Origin of the sequence: Brevibacillus formosus, from assembly GCF_003013405.1 — a bacterium.
Taxonomy (GTDB): Bacteria; Bacillota; Bacilli; order Brevibacillales; family Brevibacillaceae; genus Brevibacillus; species Brevibacillus formosus.
In genome coordinates this window covers 137,281-160,282 of record NZ_PXZL01000003.1, presented here as the reverse complement: position 1 = coordinate 160,282, position 23,002 = coordinate 137,281, and the positions used below count along the sequence as shown (strand labels likewise).

The 23,002-nt window shown below is 46.3% G+C and carries 6 protein-coding genes; all 6 read right to left on the bottom strand.

What is annotated here, in order from left to right:
* Positions 1–6: 6 nt before the first annotated feature.
* Genes C7R91_RS04365 through C7R91_RS04340 form a run of 6 tightly spaced genes read right to left on the bottom strand, consistent with a single transcriptional unit; the run spans position 7 to position 22,988 of the window.
* The gene (locus tag C7R91_RS04365; protein WP_236697783.1) at positions 7–1,041 is read right to left on the bottom strand and encodes a hypothetical protein; all 1,035 of its coding nucleotides are present in this window, start codon (positions 1,039–1,041) and stop codon (positions 7–9) included.
* Between the two features lie 56 nt (positions 1,042–1,097).
* Positions 1,098–3,518 carry an excinuclease ABC subunit UvrA gene (locus C7R91_RS04360; RefSeq protein ID WP_047067171.1) on the bottom strand — a complete coding sequence of 807 codons (2,421 nt, stop codon included), beginning with the start codon at positions 3,516–3,518 and terminating at the stop codon, positions 1,098–1,100.
* Between the two features lie 25 nt (positions 3,519–3,543).
* Positions 3,544–3,987: a type II 3-dehydroquinate dehydratase gene (locus C7R91_RS04355; RefSeq protein ID WP_047067169.1), complete on the bottom strand. Its 444-nt coding sequence runs from the start codon at positions 3,985–3,987 to the stop codon at positions 3,544–3,546.
* A 32-nt stretch (positions 3,988–4,019) separates the two neighbouring features.
* Positions 4,020–8,303, bottom strand: a complete 4,284-nt coding sequence (locus C7R91_RS04350) for a type I polyketide synthase (RefSeq protein ID WP_047067168.1) — start codon at positions 8,301–8,303, stop codon at positions 4,020–4,022.
* Positions 8,304–8,332: 29 nt separating this feature from the next.
* Positions 8,333–15,316: a non-ribosomal peptide synthetase gene (locus tag C7R91_RS04345; protein WP_047067167.1), complete on the bottom strand. Its 6,984-nt coding sequence runs from the start codon at positions 15,314–15,316 to the stop codon at positions 8,333–8,335.
* On the bottom strand, positions 15,309–22,988 hold the full coding sequence (locus C7R91_RS04340; protein WP_236697782.1) for an SDR family NAD(P)-dependent oxidoreductase: 7,680 nt from the start codon (positions 22,986–22,988) through the stop codon (positions 15,309–15,311). The genes C7R91_RS04345 and C7R91_RS04340 overlap by 8 nt, the downstream gene beginning before the upstream one ends.
* Positions 22,989–23,002: the final 14 nt, after the last annotated feature.

Below are 23,002 nucleotides of genomic sequence, written 5' to 3'. Positions count from 1 at the left end.
GAAGGTTTAAAGCAACTTCGGTTCGTGTCTGCGCAACAACGTCAAAAGCTTTTCCATCACCATTGCTTCCTGAGCGGCTATTTCATCAAGGTATCTCATGATTTTATGAAGGGTTTCTTCTTCCTGCTGCATATAAAATTTCAGCATAAGATTGCGCGCGTTTCGCGCTTTACGCTCTATTTCTGAATACGCCTCATAAATCTGATGGGACGAATTCAGGTAGCTAGTGTTCTCCTCCATATATTTAAGGCGGGACACCATCAATCTTTTGTGCTCCCACAAGGTGTGAACGTGACGAACATCAAAATGGGTCTTTCCCTCGAGCAGGCGCTGGTAATAGTCTTGCAGGCACTGATATGTTTCCAAGCCGTAGGCACAATGGTTCCAAGGCTTGGAAATCATGCGAAATCGTGTTGAGGTATTTTTTGAATTCAGATACTCTTCTAGCGTTTCCTGAACCAATGTCAGATCAAAATCATACTCTCCCGATTCCTTGTATTTATACAAATAAATACGATTGCAAACCGTCTGGTGATCAATCTGGTCAATGCTGTCGTAAGCCAGCTCAAAGTTTCGGAAGGACACACTCGTCGAAGCAAACGTCTCTTTATCCGTAAAACCAAGCAATTGAAAGGTATTCTCCTGAAGATCGACCCCATGTATGAGTACATCGTGAGAGAGATTACTTTTTTGATAGACTTTGCGCTCTGGGATGTAATACTCATCCACATTGAGGTAAACATAGTAGCCGTCCAAAAGACAATCGCGAACAAAATCAACGATATTCCTTTGGACGATGCTCATCGTGCCTCTCTCAAAATGTTCAACGTGAAGCCATGGATTCAACTTGTAGTCATGGATGTAAAAAGTAAACGGGACAGGTGGATTCGGGCGCTTGTCGAAGCAAACCTGGATGAAATTGCTATATAACCAAGGCAGGCTTCTTTCGTCCTTTAATACAATACACAGAGGAAAGGCAAAAAATTGATAGCCGAAAATGGGCGGTTGCACAACTGGCAGAATTACACTCTCCACAAGCATCTCCTCTTTTCGTATCGAATAGGGATCGCCAAACCTACACGAAAAAACTTTTCTTTCTATTCCAAAAAAGGACCGATCATGGAGCAAGTTAGCTGTTTGATCTCCTCAGGCGATCCTTTCGCGATCACCTCTCCCCCTTTGTTTCCTGCACCGGGGCCAAGTTCTATGAGATAGTCGCAATAAGCGAGTACGTAAGGATCGTGCTCAATAAGCAAGACTGAATGCCCGTTCTCTACCAATTTGCCCAAAATGACCAGTAACTTTTCGGTGTCATAATAACTGAGTCCAACAGTCGGTTCATCCAAAATGTATAGGTAGCTTCCCTTGCTGCCTTTTCCCAGCTCTCTAGCCAATTTTAATCGCTGTGCTTCTCCCCCGCTTAACGTAGTGAGGCTCTGCCCAATGAGGATATATCCCATACCCAGCTCTTCAATCGTGCCCAGCATCTTGCTAATTTTAGCGTGGTCGCGGAAAAATTCGTGCGCTTCAGAGATAGACATCTCTAATATGTCGGAAATCGTGCGTTCTTTGTACCGTACCTTCATCACTTCAGGCTTGAATCTTTTCCCTTGGCAAGCTGGACATTGGTCGCTAAACACAAGTTGACCCAGCGATCTTTTTATGTAGCCGTGACCATTGCAAACTGTGCATGAGCCTGTCGAGTTAAATGAAAAAGAGCTGCGCGTGAACTGAAGGGCGATTGCCTCCTCCTGTGTGGAAAAAATATGCCGAATATGATCCCACACACCTAAGAACGTTGCTACACAAGAATTCTCATGACGTCGTGCCAGCTTTTGTGTGACCACAATGCATCCATCAATATTTTCGGCGCCTTCCAATTTGGCATCGGCATGCGTATGGACGAAATCGGGTTCGTGCTCCGCTTCATCTTCCATTACTCGCTTTTGTTTGGTCGCTTTTGCTTTCAAGGATGCCTGAAGTTTGGGAATGAGCGTATCAATAACCAAGGAGCTTTTGCCACTACCTGATAAGCCACTTACACCCACGATGGCATGTAACGGAATAGCGACGTCGATGTCTTTCAGATTATTCGTGCGCGCATTCTTGATGGACAATGTAGAGGCGGGTGTATCCACACGGCTTGTATATTCTTTACGAGGATGCTTTTTCTGGCGCAAATACTGAGCCGTTATCGAATTAGTCGAATTAAGAAAGTCGGAGTAGTTTCCTTGATAAACAATCGAACCGCCTAGTTGTCCGGCCAAAGGACCAAAGTCCATAATGTAGTCGGCATGCTTGATCACGCTTTCGTCATGCTCTACGACAATAACCGTATTTCCCTGTTGCTTTAATCGATGAAAGCTTTCGATAATCTTTTCTTTTTCCTTTTCGTGCAAGCCAGCCGTCGGCTCATCAAAAATATAGATGATTGAATCGACCTTTGCTGATAAATGAGACATAATGTGAAGTCTCTGGGTCTCCCCTCCGCTCAGTGTGGGGATTTCTCGGTACAGGTTCAAATAGGACAAGCCTACTGTCTCGAGACAATTCAGTTTACGGAGGATCTCATTGATCAAATGGGTAATAAAGGGGGTATGTGGCCTCGCTGCCAGATAATGCTGGAAAAATGTCGTCAACTCCCCAACATTCATTTGGCAAAGCTGGCCGATATGCTTGTTATCGATGGTGATAGAGAGTGCTTGCTTTCCTAACCGAAACCCCGCGCACCGGGTGCACGGTCGTGTTGTCTGGAGATCTGCTATTTGCTGCGTGTTGATCTTTTTCAACTTTTCCTCAATAACTACACTGACCCCATAAAAGATCAGGTGACCCTTGCTTTGCGTTCGCTTTGGCCGATAATGCAAGAACGTTTCCTTGGCTTCATGTGATAATTCTATAAAAAGAGTATCCGGGCTCAACCCAAAGTGTTTCGTGAAATTTTCCAGCCTTTTGGAAATGTACTCCTTTTCCTCTTTTTTTGGTTGAGGAAATTGGTAGGCGAACTGATGCCAGCGTTCAATCGTTTCATTGACAGGCGGCAAAATCTTTTCGATGTTTACCTCCGAAACGTATCCTCTCCCCCCGCATGCTGGGCAGGAACCATGGGGGGAGTTAAACATAAAGATGCCCGGTACATATTCACTTGGTTTTTGCGGATCTGCGACTTCGCCCGCTCGTTGTCCCTCTTGGGCATAAATGATAGCCAGCAAGTTAAGAATACGCGTGACTGAGCCTACAACCGATCGCGGATTCAGATTGCTCACGGTCCTCTGTTGCACGGCAATCGTGGGGCTTAGCCCTTGAATCATGTCAAAAGAATCATAGTGCAAGACATCATGCGCAATGCCCAGCGCCTCCAAATAAATTCGCTGCCCTTCATGATGCAACGTGTCGAAAATAAAACTTGATTTTCCCGAACCGCTAACGCCTGTGACTACGATGAACTTATGTTTGGGAATCGTTGTTGTAATGTTTTTTAAGTTGTGAAGCTTTGCGTTGTAGACTTCAATTTGCACCAGTTCCCCATTCCTTCCTGCTGTTCTATGTTTGTTTTTCCTGTACGTACTGGCTGATGCCTCGCAAGCCCAACTCATAAACGTTGGCCTTCAAGCCGATCACATGTCCTATGGCGTTTTCGAAAAAAATCGATTCCGCATGCCAACCGCCTCTTTCAAAAATGTTGGACATATGCACCTCAATATAGGGAATACCGATGGATGTCAAAGCATCCAGTATGGAGTATCCGGTTTTGGAATAGCCCGCTGGATTCAAGACCACGCCATCAAGGTTGTGTAGATGCTGCTGAATAAAGTCTATAATTTCACCTTCATGGTTGGATTGAAAAAAGAGGACATCGATTTGCAATTCGGCAGCCAGCTCACGTAGCCTGTCTTCGATTTGCTTCCACGTGACTGTCCCATAAAATTGTGTTTCCCGCATCCCGATCAGATTCATATTCGGTCCATTTACAATGGCAATCTTCATATCGTTGATCAGTCTCCCGCCAGGCATGTGCCCTAATAAAATTGATTTTTTGACGGTATCCACAAATCTTGCATCGCATCAGCTTTTGGGATGGTAACTACCAGACGCTTTACCTCCTGCAGGAGTTGCGTGATAACATCGTGGGCAAATTGGTTACTGTCGTATTCCGCTCGGATCGTTAAGTGTTCCTCTCCCGGGTTAACAAAAATACGCAGCGGAAGGTGAAGCTGACCGACACTGTCACCCTGCAAATGCTTTTGCTCCCCAAGTTCGGAAGCCTGGTTCGTCTGAAAAGGAGATTGGGTATAAACCAAGCTTCGTGTATTGATCACCGTCTGTAAAAAATCAAGCGGAATCTGCGACCAATAGGTGATTTGCTGCAAAGTAATGTGCTCGTACCGTCTGATTTTCACCAGCTTTTTTTGCAATGCCACAAACCACTCTCTGATGTGGTCTGCCTCGTCGTAGATCAACCGGACTGGCAAGCTATTTGTAAACAATCCGACCATTTTGTCCATTTGATCGATTTCCGGTACTCTTCCCGATGTAATCATTCCGATCATCACATCATGCTTTTCCAACAGCCGCGCTTGCGCCAAACCCCATGCTCCTAGGACTACCGTATTTATCGTTATTTGGTTTTTTCTGGTAAATTCTCTTACAGTATAGACCTCGTCCTGTGCAAGATCAACACTTTTCACAGCACTGACAAAGGTACTCTGACTGCTCGTGGGAGCCTGCACAAGTTGATCCTGATAACGGAACTGTTGTAGCTCCTCTGTCCAAAATTGTTTGGCTTCGTGATCATCTTTTGTTTTTTGCCATTTGACATATTCCAGGAACGGAGTCGCGGGCCTATCTGGTTGGCTGATAAGAGATTCGCCTAGATGATAGTTTCCCCATACTTCTTGCAGAATGATATTCATGCTCCATCCATCAAAAAGAGAATTTTGGTAGGACCATACAAATTGATAGGCGGCCTTGCCGTATTGGATGAGATGAAAACGCATTTGCGGAACCGCATCCACGCTAAAGCTCTTTTGTCGTTCCATCGCAATGAATTCCGTCAAAGCAAGCTTTTGGTCCTCCTCGGAAAGCTCCGTCCAATCCAGCACGTCTATCGATACGTCTACATGCCTTTTGACAAATTGAACTGGATGCGAAATCCTTCTCCATATAAAACCTGTTCGCAACAAAGAATGACGGTTGATCACTTTTTGCCATGCCATCTCGAAAAGATCAAGACGAAGCTCTTCTGCGATCGGAAAGGACAGCAAATTGACGGTGCCTTGTCGTGCATGGATAATATTGTGGTTTAAGACCAATAGTTGCATGAAGGAAAGCGGATAGACGCTTTCAACTTCTGTCGCCTCTACTACGTTCATCAAAATTTCCTGATCAGCTTTGTCCACATAGTAATACTGAATGCCCGGGACTTCTGTCGGCATCACCTTCGGGGACGAAGGGTTATCGCGTTCCATGCGAATCTGCTTCGCCAATTCCTCCATGGTCGGGTAATCAAAGAGCAATTCAGAGGAAATCTCGATCTGGAGTTCTTTGACACGGGAAGCAAATTGGATGGCTGTCACCGAATCACCTCCCAAATCAAAAAAGTCATCTTGGATGCCTATCGGGCTTTTCCCTAGTAGCTCCTCCAAAATTTTGCACAACACAGAGGCAATGTCTTCATACTTTTGTTCGCGCGGCTGCTGCTCTTTTCGATAATCAGTTGCGGGTGGTGCCAATTTAACGAGTGAAGGGTCAGGAGAAAAGCTAGCCAATAGGTTTTCCAGTTGTTGCATTTGGAAAGCATTCAGCGTATAACTGGCATCGTCATGCTGGACGAATTGGTCCCCTTGTTTTATCAAGAGCGTGGATGGGGGACGGTGCTTTTCCTGATGAAGCGTATCCACATGGGAATCGAAGGCGCTGTCAATCCAATAGTATTGTTTATCAAAGGAGTAGGTTGGCAAAGAGAGCCGTCTTGGGTGCTGTGACGTATGGAAATTTTTCCAGTTGACGTTTGTTTTATACAGCCACAGCCGCCCTAATGAGTTAAGCATCGTTTTATAGGCGCTTTCGCTATCTTTTTCAGCAAGAAAGGAATGCAGTAACGGCTCTGATTGGAAGTGTTCATGCTCGGCCAGCCATTCACAGCGTTTTTTCCCTGGACCAATTTCTAAAAAGACAGGCTTTCTCACTTTGGCTAATGTGGGCAAGCCTGCGGACAATTGATCAGGGAAGTTGATCAGCTCTCGCCAATAGTCGAGGGATGTCGCTTGTTCCTCGGTTATCCACGTGTTGCTTCTATTCGACAGAAACGGGATGGTCGGTTTGCGTAGGACCATTTCTTCGTGAATATCCCCTCGGAAAAATAACAGCTTCAAAGCGTCTTCCCAAGCAAAGACGCTTGCCAGACACGCACTCACGTATTCTCCTAGCCAATCCCCTGCCATTGCTTTTGGTACCACTCCCCAATGCCGCCATAATTGCGCTAATGCGTATTCAAGAAGGAATAGCGCAATTGTTCCATTGAGTGGATCATGCTGAATCATTTCCGCTTGATCCCGATTATGATGATCCGGGTACATCTTCTTTTTTATATCTAGATGAAACAGTCGCTCGACCAGTCGAAAGCCTCGATCCATCGTTTCCCGAAAGAAGGGGATCAGTTGATACAAGTCACGAGCCATTTTAACATACTCGGTCCCTTGAGCGGAAAATACGAAGACGACCGATTTTTCTTCCTGTTCTTCTTCCTTCCCCGTTAGAACTAGCGGAAGCTCAATCGTATTGGGCCTCTGCACCAGATGATTGCAAAGCACAATCCCGCGAAACTCGAAGTGCTCTCTGCCTGCCTGAAGTGTGTAAGCTACTTGAGATACGTCCGCTTCCGGATTTTCTTTGAGATAAGCCAAAATATTCTCGTAGTTTCGCTGTCTGGCTTGACTCGTTTTCCCCGAAATCGTAAGTAAATTCCACTCTTTCTTCTCTTCTTGGGACCGAGTCTCAGGAGCTTCTTCGACAATCACATGAGCATTTGTCCCTCCGATCCCAAAAGAACTGACGCCTGCCACTTTTTTCCTGATAACCGCGTTCCATCTCACCGGGCTCTTATTCAACTGAAACGGACTTCTTTCCAATTCGAGCTGCGGATTAGGATTTTGAAGATGAAGCAATGGCGGGATCGTCTCGTGTTTGATAGCGAGAACTGCCTTGATTAAGCCTGCGATGCCGGAAGCCGTGTTCAAATGTCCAATATTCGCTTTGACAGACCCTATATAGCATGGATCGTCCAGGTCTCGATCTTTGAAAACTTCCTTGAGTGCGGCAATCTCTACCCGATCCCCCAACTTCGTCCCTGTGCCATGCGCTTCCACATAACCGATATCGTGGGGGGTCACGCCCGCTACTTCCATCGCTTCGGAAATCACTTGAATTTGCCCTTCAAATCCAGGAGCGGTATATCCCACTTTTCCTGCCCCGTCATTGTTAATCGCTGAACCGCTAATGACTGCGTAGATATGATCCTTGTCTTGAATCGCTTCTTCCAGCCTTTTGAGCACAATCACACCAACGCCATCACCGAATACCGTTCCTTCTGCTTTTTCATCGAAACAGCGGCAGTGTCCATCCGGAGACTCGATGCCTCCCTGCTTGTACAGGTAGCCATGCTTGCTCAGAAACTGAATGGATACGCCTCCTGCTAAAGCCATATCGCACTCCCCGTTTAGCAAGCTTTGGCAGGCCAAGTGCACACTTACCAACGAAGAAGAGCAAGCAGTCTGAATGGAAAGACTGGGTCCCGTCAAATTCAATTTGTAAGAGACCCGTGTAGTCAAGAAATCCTTATCATTTGCCACTTCGATTTGTCGATGGTCTAAAATGCGGAGCAAGTCGGTACGACTCACCACATGGGTCAAATATTTATTGGCCCCGATCCCAGCGAAAACGCCAACCGCTCCATCGAATTGTGATGGGCTGTGCCCAGCATCTTCCATAGCATTCCATGCGTATTCCAGGAACAAGCGTTGCTGAGGATCAATAATTTCGGTTTCTCTCGGTGTATATTGGAAAAAGGTTGCGTCAAACCATTCAATATCTTGTAATCGGCCACTAGCTCGTACATAATCTGGCCTATCGATCAGTGCTGCGTCTACTCCCGACTCCAGCAATTCCTCTTTTGTGAAAAATTGAATTCCTTCCACGCCGTCGATCAAGTTGTTCCAGTATTGCTGAATATTTTCTGCTCGTGGAAATTTTCCGGCCATTCCGATGATGGCAATTTTCGAACTCAGAACATGATCATTTTCCATTCCGATTTTCCTTTCACAAAAGATGATCGTTAGCTTCGCATGGTTCTTAGTCTTTTCCGCAGTTCTGCTCTTTTTTGTCCAGTTTCAACGCTTGATCTGTTTACAGTATTTTCGTTGATGTGGTTCGCCAGCTTTTCAATCGTCGTATATTGGAAAAGGTCCACAATCGACATCTCATGTGATAGTTCCGCTTTGATCATCTCTTGTAATTGAACGATTAGTAAAGAATTTCCGCCAATATCAAAGAAGTTTTCATGAATCCCGATTTTTGGGGAACCAAGCAGTTGTCTCCATATCTCTACCAGCTTTTTATCAACTTCATCTCGAACTTCCGAAGGAGCTGGGCTGACATCCGTATTTTGGCAATACAGCGCCATTGATTTCCAGTCCATCTTGCCGTTCGGGGTCAATAAAAAATGATCCACATGGAAAAATTGTGCGGGAATCATGTATTCAGGCAGTTTCTTTCTCGCGTATTCCTTTAACTGCCCCATCGGTAGAGGCTTCTTAGCCGTATAGTAGCAAACAATTTTGCTCGTTTCGCCGTCTTTTACGGTCGTCACGGCAATTTGTTGCAGAGCCCCTATGTCCTTGAGTGCAAGCTCGATCTCACCGAGCTCAATTCGATAACCCCTTACTTTTACCAACTGATCTCTTCTGCCTATAAAATCGATGTTGCCATCTGGCAGGTATCTACCCAGATCGCCAGTCTTGTAGCAAAGTTGGCCGTTGGCTTGCGGGATAAAGGCTTGTCTTGTTTTTTCTTCATCCCGGAAGTAGCCCTTTGTCACATTTAGACCAGCTATGTAGATTTCGCCGATCACACCAGGTGGGCAAAGATTGTCGTATGGATCCAAGATGAAGATTTGATTATTGGTGATCGGTTTGCCAATAAGTACGGCACCATATGGAGAGTCCGTTCCTGGCTTCACCTTGTAACTGGAAATCCAGATCGTCGTCTCTGTCGGACCATACATGTTGTGGATTTCAGCACGCGGAAAAAGTTCCTGTACCTGTTTAGCCAATGTAGAGCTCCACGCTTCTCCACCCAGCATCAAGTATCTGAGTCGATGAAAAACGGAAAGATGATCGTACTGTTCTTTGTTGTATGTCAGAAAAGTGGAAAGCTGCACCATTAAGCTCGGGACAGAATGCCAGATCGAAACATGGTTGGCCTCCATATACGCGAGTAATCGGTCCATATCCTTCATACTGTCTTGGGAAACGATGCAAAGTCGACCCCCACTCAGTAATGCGCCGAATATTTCAAAGACTGATATATCAAAACTGATAGAAGTGACCAGCATGAAGACATCATCTGTTTTCAATTGGAATTGCTCGATGCCCCAGGCAAGAAAATTATGAACGTTGGAATGGGTAACCAGTACGCCTTTTGGCTTGCCGGTTGAGCCAGAGGTGTACATGATATACATCCAATCAGATTCATGGCTTTCAGTCGGTGGATTTAGGATGGACAGTTCCTGCTCCCAATCAACAAGATAAGTCTGTTTCACAGCACTTCGCTCAATGGTCGTGCTCAGATTGATGATATCAATCTGTTGGTCCAGTTCGGTCCGTCCAAGCTTTTCCATCAAGCTGTTTTCTGACAACAACAGTTTGGCTCCACTGTTTGCGAGAATATAACTGATTCTCTCTTCCGGATAACTCGGGTCGAGTGGCACATAAGCGCCTCCGGCTTTCAAAATCGCCAAGATGCCAACCACTGCCTGGAAGCCTCTGTCCACGAAAATACCAACTGGCACATTGGTACCGACACCCTTGTTCATCAGTAGCCAAGCGAGCTGGTTGGCCTTTTCGTTTAACGTTTTATACGTCATTTGCTGGTCTTCGAATACTAACGCGATGGCATTCGGTGTTTTTTGCGCCTGGACTTCAAATTGCTTGTGAACCGGCAGTAGATCTTGCCAGTCTATTTGACCGCCGTGGAAATGGTGTAGCAGCTCGACTTGCTCTGGATCTGTCAGCAAAGTAATCTCTTTAATGGAAATTTCAGGGCGTTCCACAACTTGTGCGAGAATATGTAGGAAAAAGTGTGCAAACTGTCGGATTGTGCTTTCAGAATACAAGTCCGAATTGTACTCAAACGAAATCTCGATACGTTGATCGGTTTCTTTTGCGAGGCAGCTCAATTCAAATTGACTGATCCCGTCATTTTCCAAATGCAATTTATCAAAGAATTGGAACAGCACATTGTAGATGGGATTTCTGGATAAATCCCGCTCCGGATTTACCTTTTCTACTAGCAAATCAAATGGGTATTGTGCTTTGTCGATCGCTGACCAAATTTTTTGCTTCACAGTATTTTGTAACTGAGAAAAACTGGAGATCTCATGAAACTGTACACGAATACACAAGGTGTTGATAAAGATCCCTACTACCTCTTCCCATTTCTTTTGATTTCTTCCAGCAGTAGGCACACCGACAATAATGTCCTGGTCCTGAGACAGCTTGTGCAACAACAGGAAGTAAGCGCTTAGTAAGAAATTGTTATACGTAATCTGCTGATTCTCGACGTGTTTTTTGAGCTTTTCATAAAGCTCCCCGCTAATCTCGAATTTATGATAGCTGCCGTTGTATGTTTGGACGGACGGTCGTTTTTTGTCAGTGGGCAAATGCAAAGTCGGCAATGGCTTGGCCAGCTCTCTTAGCCAGTAATTTTCGTGCTCGACAAACTCCTTGCTGTTCTCCCATTCTTTTTGTTCCATGATCCAATCAAAATAATCGTGCTTCGCTTCGGTCAGTCTTGGGGGTTGCTGATGCAAGAACGATTGGTAAATGCCGAACAGTTCCCGGTAAAAAATATCAATGCTCCAGCCGTCTGTTAAAATATGGTGGAAATTGACGTAGAGGCAAAACCTCTCCTTGCCAAGCTGGTAGAGATAGATGCGGTAAGGAGGAGATTCTAAATCGAACGGCTTCATTTTTTGGGTATAGATGTTTTTTTCCAGTAAAAGCTCTTGATCCGTCTGTTCGGATAAGTCAATAACCTGGATAGTAGGGTGATACTCAGGTAGCGCAACCTGAACCGGAATTCCGTCTTGGAGTGTAAATCTTGTGCGCAATAACAGGTGCCTTGCAGCCAGGTACGAGACAGCCCGCTCTAAAAGCGCAACATCAATCGCCATGTCGTAGGTGCGGATAAAGGGTAAGTTGTAGGCAACGAGATCGGGATTCATCTTTTGCAAAAACCATATTCGTCTTTGGGCATGCGACAGCGGCATGACGCTTTTTTCTATGGAGGCCTCCCTTCTTAGCTGAGCTCCCCCACCGCTCTTTTCCTGTTGCTTTTGTTGCACAAACTCGGCCAATGCCGGAATGGTCAAATACGTAAACACATCCTGAACCGTCAAGGTTACTTGGCACTCTTCATTGATCCGGTTGGCGATCTTGATGCCCATGATAGAGGTGCCACCTAAATCATAGAACTGATCGTGAATATCAATGGTTGGCAGCCGGAAGATGTTTCCCCAAATATGCGCAATCTGATTTTCGATATCGGTATAAGCGTCATTCGTTCTTCCCGTCAGCTGTACTTTTATTTCAACTTCTGGCGACTTGATTCTCTCTCGAATCGAAGGCGCTAATGCTATCGGCAGCGAATTGTTCCAGAACATGTCATTGTCCGTGTTGATTTCCCCAACCACGACGTTGGACAGATTTTTTTGGATGACCTGCTCGAATGCCTTGATGGCTCGACGAGATGTGAGGGAGCGAAAAGCAACATCGAGGTTGGTACCTGCATTTTTCGCCATACCAGTATTCATCCAGGTTGTCCAATTGATGGTCATGATCCGTGTAGGCGAGCTCGATATCCCTGAAAAAGCATCCAAGTAGGAATTAGCCGCCACATAATCCCCTAAGTAAATTCCTCCGACCACAGATGCGATCGAAGAGAACAAAACGAGAAAATCGGGCGGATTCTCGAGGGTTAGCATATATAGATTTTGAGTACCGCTGATTTTGGCCGAGACCCCAGCAGAAAAAGCTGTTCCATCCTTTTCAATCAGCATGCCGCTTCCCGGTAAGCCTGCTGCATGGATGATGCCGTCAATTTTGCCATGGATACGATAAATGTCGCGGATGACCGGGGCAATTTCGTCCAGGTTGGCTACATCAGCGCTGTATGTATATACCTCAGAACCATTGCTCTCCAAGCTTTTCAGATGGTGAAGTAGACTTCCTACTTGATCTTGCTGGCTGAACTCGTCCCACGATGCGCGCTGGGGTAATTTTGTACGGCTGAGTAGGATCAGCTTTACTTTGTATTGCAGAGCAATATTCTTTGCAAGCTCCAGACCAATTCCCCCGGTGCCACCTGTAATGACATACACCCCTTGATCCTTGAAGCGAATGCCACCTTCATCAACTGCCGGCAAGTCCAATGGCGTGAGTTGGGGATGGTATCTGTCTCCCGAACGAAGCGCGATTTGATAATGCTCGGCATTTCCTAGTGCTTCTGACACGACATCGCTGACAAGTGTTCCCTCATCAAAGTCGATACACTTGCAATGAAGCCCGCTATACTCTTCCCGAATGACTTTTCCCAATCCGAATAGGGCTGCAAAATGCGGATGGACTGCTTGATCGACGGGCAGAACCCGCTGGGCGTTTTTTCCTACCAGTACAATCTCAAGGGGGTTAGATTGATTTTTCACCAGTGCCTTTGTCAGATAAAACAACGCATGCAGGCTGTCCCCAGCACTTTCGGAGACGGGTGCATTCCCGGCGGCAAAGACGACTTTGCTCAGTGCTAGCTGGCCTGTATCACGGATAAGCTGGTCAAAATCCACTTCGGTAACGGTAAGACCATACTGTGAGGCGTTCACCCTGCTGTAGGCTGTCGTCAATCGGGCATGCACCATATGCATACTCTGCGAAGCGATGATCTCGGCTAAATCGTTACCCCAATCGGTAGAATCCGTAATGACCAGCACATTTTCCTTCTTTTCCGCTTGTGAAGACAATGGGGCCATTGGCAGCCACTGAATGCTGTGATAGAGGGCATGATCTCCTGCCGATAACGCTTCGTTCGTATCCGCTTTGCCTGATTCTAACGGTAAGCCGACACTCGCTTTCTTATCCACTACCGGCCAGACTTTGATTGGATCAAATGGATAAACAGGCAAGTTCAGCTTTTGCCGCTGCTCACGGTACAGGATCTCCCAAGGGATCGACATTCCGTGAACGTATTGCTCTGCCAGCCTTGCAAGCGATGCTCTTGTCTGGAAATTCTCTCTTCCAATCTCAGTTAAGTCTCCAATAGCAGAAAGGTTTGTACGAGAGCTGACGTCACGGTTGACTTTTGCGCCTACGTGAATATAGATTCCCTTTTCCTTCGCCAAGTCTTGTCTCGATAAATCTACTTGTAGCAATTGCTGAATCAGTTCGTCTCTTGAACTGAACACCAGCGCGAGTCTGTTCTCATATTGGCCTCTGCCAGTGTTCGCTGTGTAGCAAAGGTCTTCAAGATCAATGGATTCATGTGCTTGCAGATAGGAATTGTAGGCTTTAATCAACGCATCGAGTGAGTTTAGGCTATTGGCTGAAATCGTTAAGAGATGAAAAGGCGGCAAAAGCTCCGTCTCTGCCCGGTCTAGTTCGGGAGCCTCTTCTAGAATGACGTGGCAATTAGTACCACTGAAACCAAAAGAGTTGACACCCGCTCGCAGCAAGCTATCCTCCCGCTTCCAGTCTCTCAGCTCGGTAACGATCTCGACTGCCGAGTTTTCGGGATCGACAAAAGGATTCGGAGACTGATAATGCAGGGTAGCAGGGATTTTCTTATGTTTGAGAGCAAGCACGACCTTTATCAGCGACGCTAACCCTGATGCCGCAACGGTATGTCCAATGTTTGTCTTGACAGACCCAATCCCGCAAACGTGCGTTTCCGACGTATATTTTCGAAAAGCATCGTTGATCGCCTGCAATTCAATGGAATCCCCCAATAAAGTACCTGTACCATGCGCTTCAACATAGGAGATGGACAACGGATCAATTTTCGCTTTTTCCCACGTACGGATAAACAATTGGGTCTCGGCTTCTGGATTGGGAGCAGTTAATCCGTTGGAAGCGCCATCTGCATTGACACCGCTTCCCTTGATCACCGCATAGATCGGGTCACGATCCTCCATTGCCCTCCCTAACGGTTTGAGCATCAGAGCCGTCATTCCCTCACTCCAAATCGTTCCGTCCGCATTTTTGTCAAACGCCTTCACTCTACCATCAGAAGTCTCCAAATCATTCAGCTTCCCGGTAACCTGTGGAATCACCATCATATTCACGCCACCGACCAGCGCCATTTCGCATTCCTTATTCGCCAATGCCGTGCATGCCTGGTGTAAGGCCACAAGGCCCGATGAGCATGCCGTATTGAGAACGAAAGCAGGCCCGCGTAAGTCTAGAAAATAAGAGATTCGATTGGCCAAAAGTCCTACCAAGGAACCGACGAGCGAAGAAATATCCTCGTTTTGCAACAGGGAACGATAATGGGATTGATAGGCGGTCTCCAGTCCCACAAATACTCCCGTATTGGAATGTTTCAGTTTGGCTCCCCCGTATCCTGCGTCCTCGATTGCATGATAGGCGGTCTCCAGAAAAAGTCGCTGATACGGTTCCATTGCCATCGCTTCTTTATGTCCGATATGGAAGAAAGGGTGATCGAATCGGGAAATTTGATCGAGGTAGCCAGCTTGATGATTGGAGCTCGCTAGCAACTCTTCCAAGTCTGGAATAAAGCCAGACAAATCCTGCAATCGTTCTTCTGGAAAATACCCTATGCTGTTAACCCCTTGGACTAGATTGTCCCAAAACTGCTGGGGGTTGTTTGCTCCGGGGAAGCGGCAGGCCATTCCAATCACAGCAATATCCTGCTGATACTTTCGCTCTGGATTGCGATTCAGCTTTTCCAGAATGGAAAGTGCCATATCCTGATTGAGATGTCCAGATTTCAGTAGCTGCAAAATGCTGTCATTCATCTCTTTTCGGCTACTCATCTTCTTCTCCCCACTCTTTCTTGTCTAAGTAGTCCAATATATTCTCCATTGAAATATCACCCTTGATAAAGTCGGCCAGCTTGTCCTGCAAGGGGATGTTCTCGCTCTGGACCCCGCCATTTTTCTGGGACGGTTCGTATTGACTCGGTTTGTTCTCGAGATATTCAGCCATTTTCGCAATGGAAGGATAGGCAAACAACGTTGCAATGTTGATGCGGCCAGGGTACAACTGATCGATTTCTTTTACGAGACTTGTCGCCAGAATGGAGTTTCCTCCTGCCTCTTGAAAAGACTGGTACACATTCGCTTCCGGTATTCCCAATACTTTTTGCCAAATAGAGGCTAGTTGGGTCTCGATATCGCTGTATCTGTGATTATTTCTGCCTTTCAGAATGGGTACAATCTGCTGTTCTTCAATTGCCTCGAATGCAACAGGCTGTGTGACCATTCTCCTGATTCCTGGTGAAATGATAAAAGGCAAGTGATAGCTGTGCGTCCGGAAATGCGCTTCGTTCATTTCACCGACGATGACGCGAGAGACCTTTCGCGCTAAAATCGAATCCAAAATGTCGATCGCTTGATCCGGATGGATGCCATGAAACGGAGCAGCCTCTTTCTTGATACGATATTTTGCCGCCATGCCAGTATCGTTCCATGCAGGCCAATTGATGGTTACGCTTCTTTGACCTTTGGCTTGCCTGTACTCACTAAAAACGTCCAAATAGGCATTGGCAGCCGTATAATCAGCCTGTCCGATCCCGCCCAACAGACTAGTGACAGATGAAAACAAAACGAAAAAGTCGAGATGATCTCTCTCAGTGTAACGGTCCAGCAACCAGGTACCGATGACTTTTGGATCTAGCACTTGCTTCATCTGTGCATGTTCTTTGTTGATCAGTAAACCTTCGCCTGCTACCCCGGCGCAATGGAATAGACCATGGATAGCTCCGTGCTGATGGCGGATGGTTTCCAAAACATCTGCCAACTTGCTCTCATTGGCAATATCAACCGCATATACTTCTACACTGGACCCATTTTTCTCTATTCTGCGGATCATATCTATTTGGCTAGCCACTATGGAATCGGACTGATCTCGGACAATGTCAGTCCATTGCTCTCGCGGAGGCAATACATTTCTTCCGAGCAAGCATAAGTGAACCGATTTTTTCGTACTGAGATATTGAGCAACCTTCAGTCCAATATCGCCGAGTCCACCCGTAACCAGATAGACGCCGTTCTCCTTGATGGCTATGTCCTGGAGCTCTGAATTGCCCAGCATCTGTTCTTCCAAATGTTCGATGTACCGGACATTATGCCGATACGCCACCTGGAAGTCTTCTTTGTCTGCACAAATTTCTTTCCAGACAGTCGCTGGGGAAGTATCGCTATCGATATCGATACATCGGCATTTCAACTGTGAATACTCCTGCGGTATTACTTTCGCCATTCCAAACAGTACAGCGTGATGGGGCTTCAGGATCGATTCATGCTTGGTCAGCGAGAAAGTATGGTCGCCAATGACATAAAGATTGATTTGCTGATTGTACGACTGGTTCAGCATTTCACATACAAGATGATAGAAGCTGTAAACTCCCTTGTTCTCTCGTGCATGCAAGTCTTCTGCACACTCAATCTCCTCATCTACCACGCTCATGCAGTGGATAATGTTTCGGATGTTTCGGTTCATCAGTTCTTTCAGCAAGACTGGATAATCTTCTTTCGAGCCGATCTGGTAGTGATGATCGCTGAATTTCTGAAAGGCTGGACCAGAACTAACCTCGATAAGATCGATTTTACGCTCTCTTATCTCTTGGAGCATTGACTGACTCCATTGCCCAGTTCCTCCCAAAAACAGCCATGTTCCGTTGCTTTTGCCTACTTGCTTCAATGGCTCTTTGTCGTCACGTATCCACCGTAAGTGATAATAGGTGTCCTTTTGCTTAGAGCTTTCTTGTTTCTGTGTCCCAATCCAATGACGAACCGAATCATACGAATAAGCTGGCAATTCGATGATTTGATGCTGCTCTCTCGGATAAAGGCTATGCCAGTTGATATCTGCCCCATCTGTGTACATCACGGCGATGTTTTGCAGGCTTTGAAGTGTGAAAGCAGAGTCATTTGCTATATACTGCTGAATGGTTCTTTCCGCAATCGCGTTCCGTCTTAATTTTTCTTCCTCTAGCAACCCGTTTTCACACTGGTCATTTTGGTCTAGGATGACTTGGCTCACCTTGTAATAGATTCCTTCCTCTGCTCCGTTCGTATTTTCAAGCCCTTTCCCATCCAAGGATCTGCATTTTTCCCGGAGTTCGGCCTGATGCTTAAAGAGGATGGCCACCCGGTGCTCATAGTGTCCACGAGTTGTGTTGGCTGTATAGCATAGATTTTGGGAATCGACGGCCTTCGTCGTGTTGAGATATTTGGTGTAGCGGCTGATCAGTGCACGTAAAGCTGATTTCGTTTTTGCCGACAAAGTCAGAAGGTTCCAGCCTTGATTGCCTACGTTCTCCACAGCAGAGGGAGGGGGTTCTTCCAACAGAATATGGCAATTCGTCCCACTGAACCCAAAGGAACTGATTCCGCATCTGCGCGGTGTGCCTGATACGTTCCACTCCTGTAGCTTGTCATTGACAAAAATAGGAGAATCCGCAAATTCGATAAACGGATTCGGATGCTTAAAGTGTGCTACCGGGGGCAATTGCTTATATTTAAATGCCAGAATCATCTTTATGACGGAAGCCATCCCCGAGGCCCCCACCAAGTGACCGATGTTGGCTTTTACCGTGCCTACACCGCAAAATTGCTTTTTATTCGTAAATCTACGGAAGGCATTGGAAATACCCTTCATTTCAATCGGGTCACCCAATTTGGTTCCAGTGGCATGCGCTTCGATATACGAAATCGTTTCGGGATCAATATTGGCTGTCCTCCATGCCTCTACCAATGCTTTTTCCTGCGCGTCCGCATTTGGTGCAGTGATTCCGTTTGATGCTCCGTTATTATTCATGGCGGAGCCTTTGACAACAGCATGTATCACGTGCTTATCCTCTACAGCCTGGTCCAAGCGCTTCAGCACGATGGTACCTACTCCTTCTCCCCACATTGTTCCGTTTGCTCCGGCATCAAAAGGACGAATTGTTTCGTCTGCAGAATCAATCAGGGGATTGTGCTGTGTAGGAAGATACGCCAATGAAACCCCCGCAACAATAGCCACATCAATTTGTCCCTGCTTCAACGCTTGCGTGGCCAAGCACATGGCGGCCAGACTGGAGGAGCATGCTGTATCCACAACCAAGCAGGGACCATTTAAATTCAGGAAGTACGCGATCCGACTTGCGAGAATGCCAGTCGATCCAGAAGTTACTTTCAATGGATGCTGAATGTCGATCATGTTGTTGTATTCATTGCGTCCGGTCGTATCCTTGCCGATGTAAACACCTGTTTCGGTTCCAAAAAGATTTTTCCCGCCAAGACCGCTGTTCTCAATGGCCTCATACACATTCTCCAAAAGGAGGCGTTGTTCAGGGTCCATCAACTCTGCCTCTTTGGGAGCAATATGGAAAAAGCTTGAATCAAAGCTATCGATATTCTCCAGATAACCGCCTTGGCAGTATGCTTGGTCTTCGGTTAGATACTGATCCGTATCTTTTCTTCTGGAGGCAGGAAACGGTCGTACAGCATTGATACCCGAAGTTAAATTTGTCCAAAATTGCTCTGCATTTTCTGCCTGTGGAAATTTACATGCGTATCCGATAATCGCGTATTCGTCATTTTGTCCGGGCTGTATAGACTGCCCCGTTGATAACGTATTCCATTCTGCCAATAATCTCTTTGTCTCATCCTTCGAGTACCTACTCTGCTTGTACCCTTCCAGGATGGATTCAATCGTTAGCTCAGCAGGCTGCTGTGTCTTTTTGCTATCCAAGTAATTGGCCATTTCATAAATGGTTGGGTACATGTAGATATCTGCTACATGAAGCGTGCCTGGGTATTTCTCGTTCCACTGCTTATACAGTTGTGCAGCGTGGATCGAATCACCCCCCAATTGATGGAAAGTGTCGAACAAGCTGATAGCGGTTAGCCCAAGAACCTCCGCCCATAATTGCGCCAACTCTTTTTGGGTCGCTGTATATCCGTCCTTCTCCTTGAGTGTCACAGGTGTGGCAGTGATAACGCGGCCCGGTTTTGCAGTCTCTTTGAACAATTCTTGCTTCACTTCATCTGCCAAACGGAATGGCCATACGTGTTCGAGCTCCAACAGCTCATTGGCATGATTAAGTTTGCCGACGATTGTCCGGAACATTTGCCTGTGGAGAATATGATCGAGTGCTTGCAAGGCCTGATGGGTAGACAGAAAACGGAAAACGTGTCTCTCTTCTTGCATGGAGAGCTTGGAGGCAGTCGTTTCCCACGTAGCCCAGTTGATAGAGATGACTTTTTTTCCTTGTCGCTTGATAGCTTCCGCCAATCCGTCCAAAAAGGCATTCCCTGTGGCATAACTAAGGGAACCCCGTCCCCCCGTGACAGAAACAGCAGATGAAAAGAACATGGTAAAGCCTTTGTTCATCTCTTTCGTGAGCGTGTATAACAGCCAGCTTCCATACGTTTTCACGGCATGTCTTCGTTCAAATTCTTGCTCGCTCATACCAAAATCTTCTATGTCCCCAACTCCAAGCCCCGCACAATGAATAATTCCATTAAGCTGCCCATGTGTCTCCTGAATGTTCTGAACCAAACGTTTCATTTCTGATTCGTTGCATATGTCCACACATTGATAGTCAAGCACGGACCCCAAAGCCTCAACGGCTAGTATCGCATTCATTTTATTCACCAAATCTTTGTCCGACTGTTCTCGAACAATGGTTGGCCATGCCTCTTTGTCCGGAAGCATTGTCCTTCCTAGGACAATCAGCTTTACTTTATTTTTTTGGCTCAGATACTTGCAAACTTCTGTTCCTAGTTGGCCCAACCCACCGGTGATTAAGAAGACATCGCCTGCTCCGATTGTTGTTTCATCTTCTTGTGTACCTGAGACATCTGCTTTTTCAATAACCTCGATATAACGGCGGCCTTGTCTCAACGCCACCGAGTAACATGTGCTTTTTCGCTGAATTTCGGCTAACAGGAGATCCAACTCCAAGTTGTCAGAGCTGCAATCAATATTGCGTATATTCAGGCAGAAGTTCTCCTGGCGAATGGATTTTCCCAGTCCGACGAGCATATGGTGAAAAGGATTGCAGATCGCAACGGCCATCTGCACCGCTTGTGCATTCTGCGTGATTAAAGCAACATCTATTTCTTTTGTCAGCTTTCCAGTCATGTGCAGCGCTTTGGTAAAAAGTAGCAAAGACCCGGCTGTTTGATTCATGGACGATTGAAATTCTATCCACGACTCAGACAGATCATGGGTAGTCGGAGCCATAAAGAGAATCTGATCCAGTGACGAAATATCGAGCTGCGCGCAGAATCCCGCTATATCCTCATACGTACGCGCGACTTTGAAGTGATCATGGGTCACTTGCAAAGAGTGTGTTCCTATCTCTACCATGATCAATCGCTTTGCTTGCAGTTTTTCAAATAAATGCGGGTGCCACTTGGCCGTATCCGCCTCATCGACAATCAGCAAAATCGTATTGTCATCCGTTTCCTGATGGAGGTCAGAGGTAGGAAGGGTTTCTTCCATCCAGACAGACTTATAATAGAGGTCTTCTTCCATTTTCTTTGGCTTTGCTTCAACCGGCCAAAATTTTTTCCGCTCCAGTATATTTCCAGGCAGAGGCAACTTATGACCGCCTCGATAAAGCTTTGTCCAGTCAATGCTAGCACCCTTCATGTAAAGTTGTGCAACCTGTCCCCAGATCAGCTTTTCGTCCACTTTCTTCTCGATCAGTTCCTTGATTGCTTCGTTTGCTTGTCTGTCTAAAGACTTTTTCTCACCTTCCCGGATTTCCCACGTCTCTACTGCCTGCTTGTTGTCCGGTACTACCTCATGCCTCTGGTAGCCAATGCCAGGTTTTTCACTCCATTCGGATACACTGTTTACTGCTTTCATCCCGTTTAATTTCACCAACAGATCTTTGTAGCTGTGGAAAATAATCGTTACACGGTGGGAGTAATGATTACGGGAAATGCTCGCTGTAAAGCACAAATCGCTCAAGTGTATGTTGCGGTTTGCCAATAAAAACTGTTGGTACTCCTTGACCGACTCCAGCAGTTTCTGCTCACTACTTGCCGATAAAACCAGCATATAGCTGTCTTGCCCGTGGTTGCTTTGATGTACGAGTCTTTGTGGTTCCTCGATCAGAATATGGCAATTGGTCCCACTAAATCCAAACGAGTTAATGCCGATCCGTGTTGGATAATCCTTTTGCTCCAATTTTGTCCGCACATCATTGACGAATAAAGCTGAGTTTGCCAAGTCAATGTAAGGGCTGGGTGTTTGAAAATGAAGCGAAGGCGGGATTTCGCCATGTTTCAGCATCATTACCGCTTTGATCAGAGAGACAATCCCTGAAGCCCCAACCAAATGCCCAACGTTCGTTTTGACTGAGCCCACACCACAAAACTGTTTTTTGGACGTAAAGGATTGAAAGGCATTCATAATGGATTGCAATTCGATGGAATCCCCTAACACGGTACCTGTCCCGTGGGCTTCAATGTACCGAATGGTCTCAGGATCGATCTGCGCTTGCTTCCACACGCTTTTCAGAAGCTCTTCCTGCGCCTCCCCATTTGGAGCCGTAATACCTTTGGAAAGCCCGTTGTTGTTGATTCCGCTGCCTTTTATGATCGCGAAAATCATGTCGTTGTCTGCGAGCGCCTTGGACAACGGCTTCAGAAGCAGCCCTCCGCCACCCTCGCCCCACACAGTGCCCTTTGCATCTTTGTCAAACGCACGAATCATTTCTTCGGCGGATTCAACTTGATCCAGTGATCCGTCCTCCTTGATTGGAGGAAAATAGAAAAGGCCGCTGATGCCGCCCACAAATGCCATCTCACATTCATTTCTACGCAGAGATTCGCAAGCAAAATGAACGCCTACCAACCCGGATGAACACGACGTATCAAAGACAATGCTCGGTCCTTTCAGGTTGTAAGCATACGAGATTCTGCTTGCTAATATCCCCGGCCACGAGCCAGTCAAGCTAAAAATATCCGGGCTCACATAATTGCGGTATTCAATCCCAGTGACATGATCTTTCCCGATAAATACGCCTGTCTTTGATCCTATGATATCCCGTGTCTCATAACCGGCATTGAGTAAGGTCTCATAGGCAAGTTCCAGCATGATTCGTTGATAAGGCTCCATGGACATAGCTTCCTTCGGTGATATGCGAAACATGTCTGCATCGAAGAAACTGATTTCATCCAAATAGCCGCCTTTTTTAAAGCGTTTGTGATCAAATCGCTGATCGGAAAATAGGGCCCGTCCATCTTCCAAGCGATGGACAGGAAAGTCATCCAGGCATTCTCTTCCCGCGCGAATATTTTCCCAAAATTCCTGCACTGTATTCGCCTTAGGAAATCGTCCAGAAATGCCGATAATCGCGACCTCATCGCTCAATGTTTCGTTCGCTTTTTGCAGGCTCACGATGTATTCCGTTGCTTCTTTGGCCGATAGTTTCTTGGCTGCAACCAGCTCGTAAATATACTTCTTCAATTTATCCATCATCTATCACCGCTTAG

Bases quoted from the DNA above. Each gene is read 5' to 3' on its own strand.
- C7R91_RS04365 (WP_236697783.1), bottom strand. From the start codon at position 1,041: ATGCTTGTGGAGAGTGTAATTCTGCCAGTTGTGCAACCGCCCATTTTC.
- C7R91_RS04355 (WP_047067169.1), bottom strand. From the start codon at position 3,987: ATGAAGATTGCCATTGTAAATGGACCGAATATGAATCTGATCGGGATG.
- C7R91_RS04350 (WP_047067168.1), bottom strand. From the start codon at position 8,303: ATGGAAAATGATCATGTTCTGAGTTCGAAAATTGCCATCATCGGAATG.
- C7R91_RS04345 (WP_047067167.1), bottom strand. From the start codon at position 15,316: ATGAGTAGCCGAAAAGAGATGAATGACAGCATTTTGCAGCTACTGAAA.
- C7R91_RS04340 (WP_236697782.1), bottom strand. From the start codon at position 22,988: ATGATGGATAAATTGAAGAAGTATATTTACGAGCTGGTTGCAGCCAAG.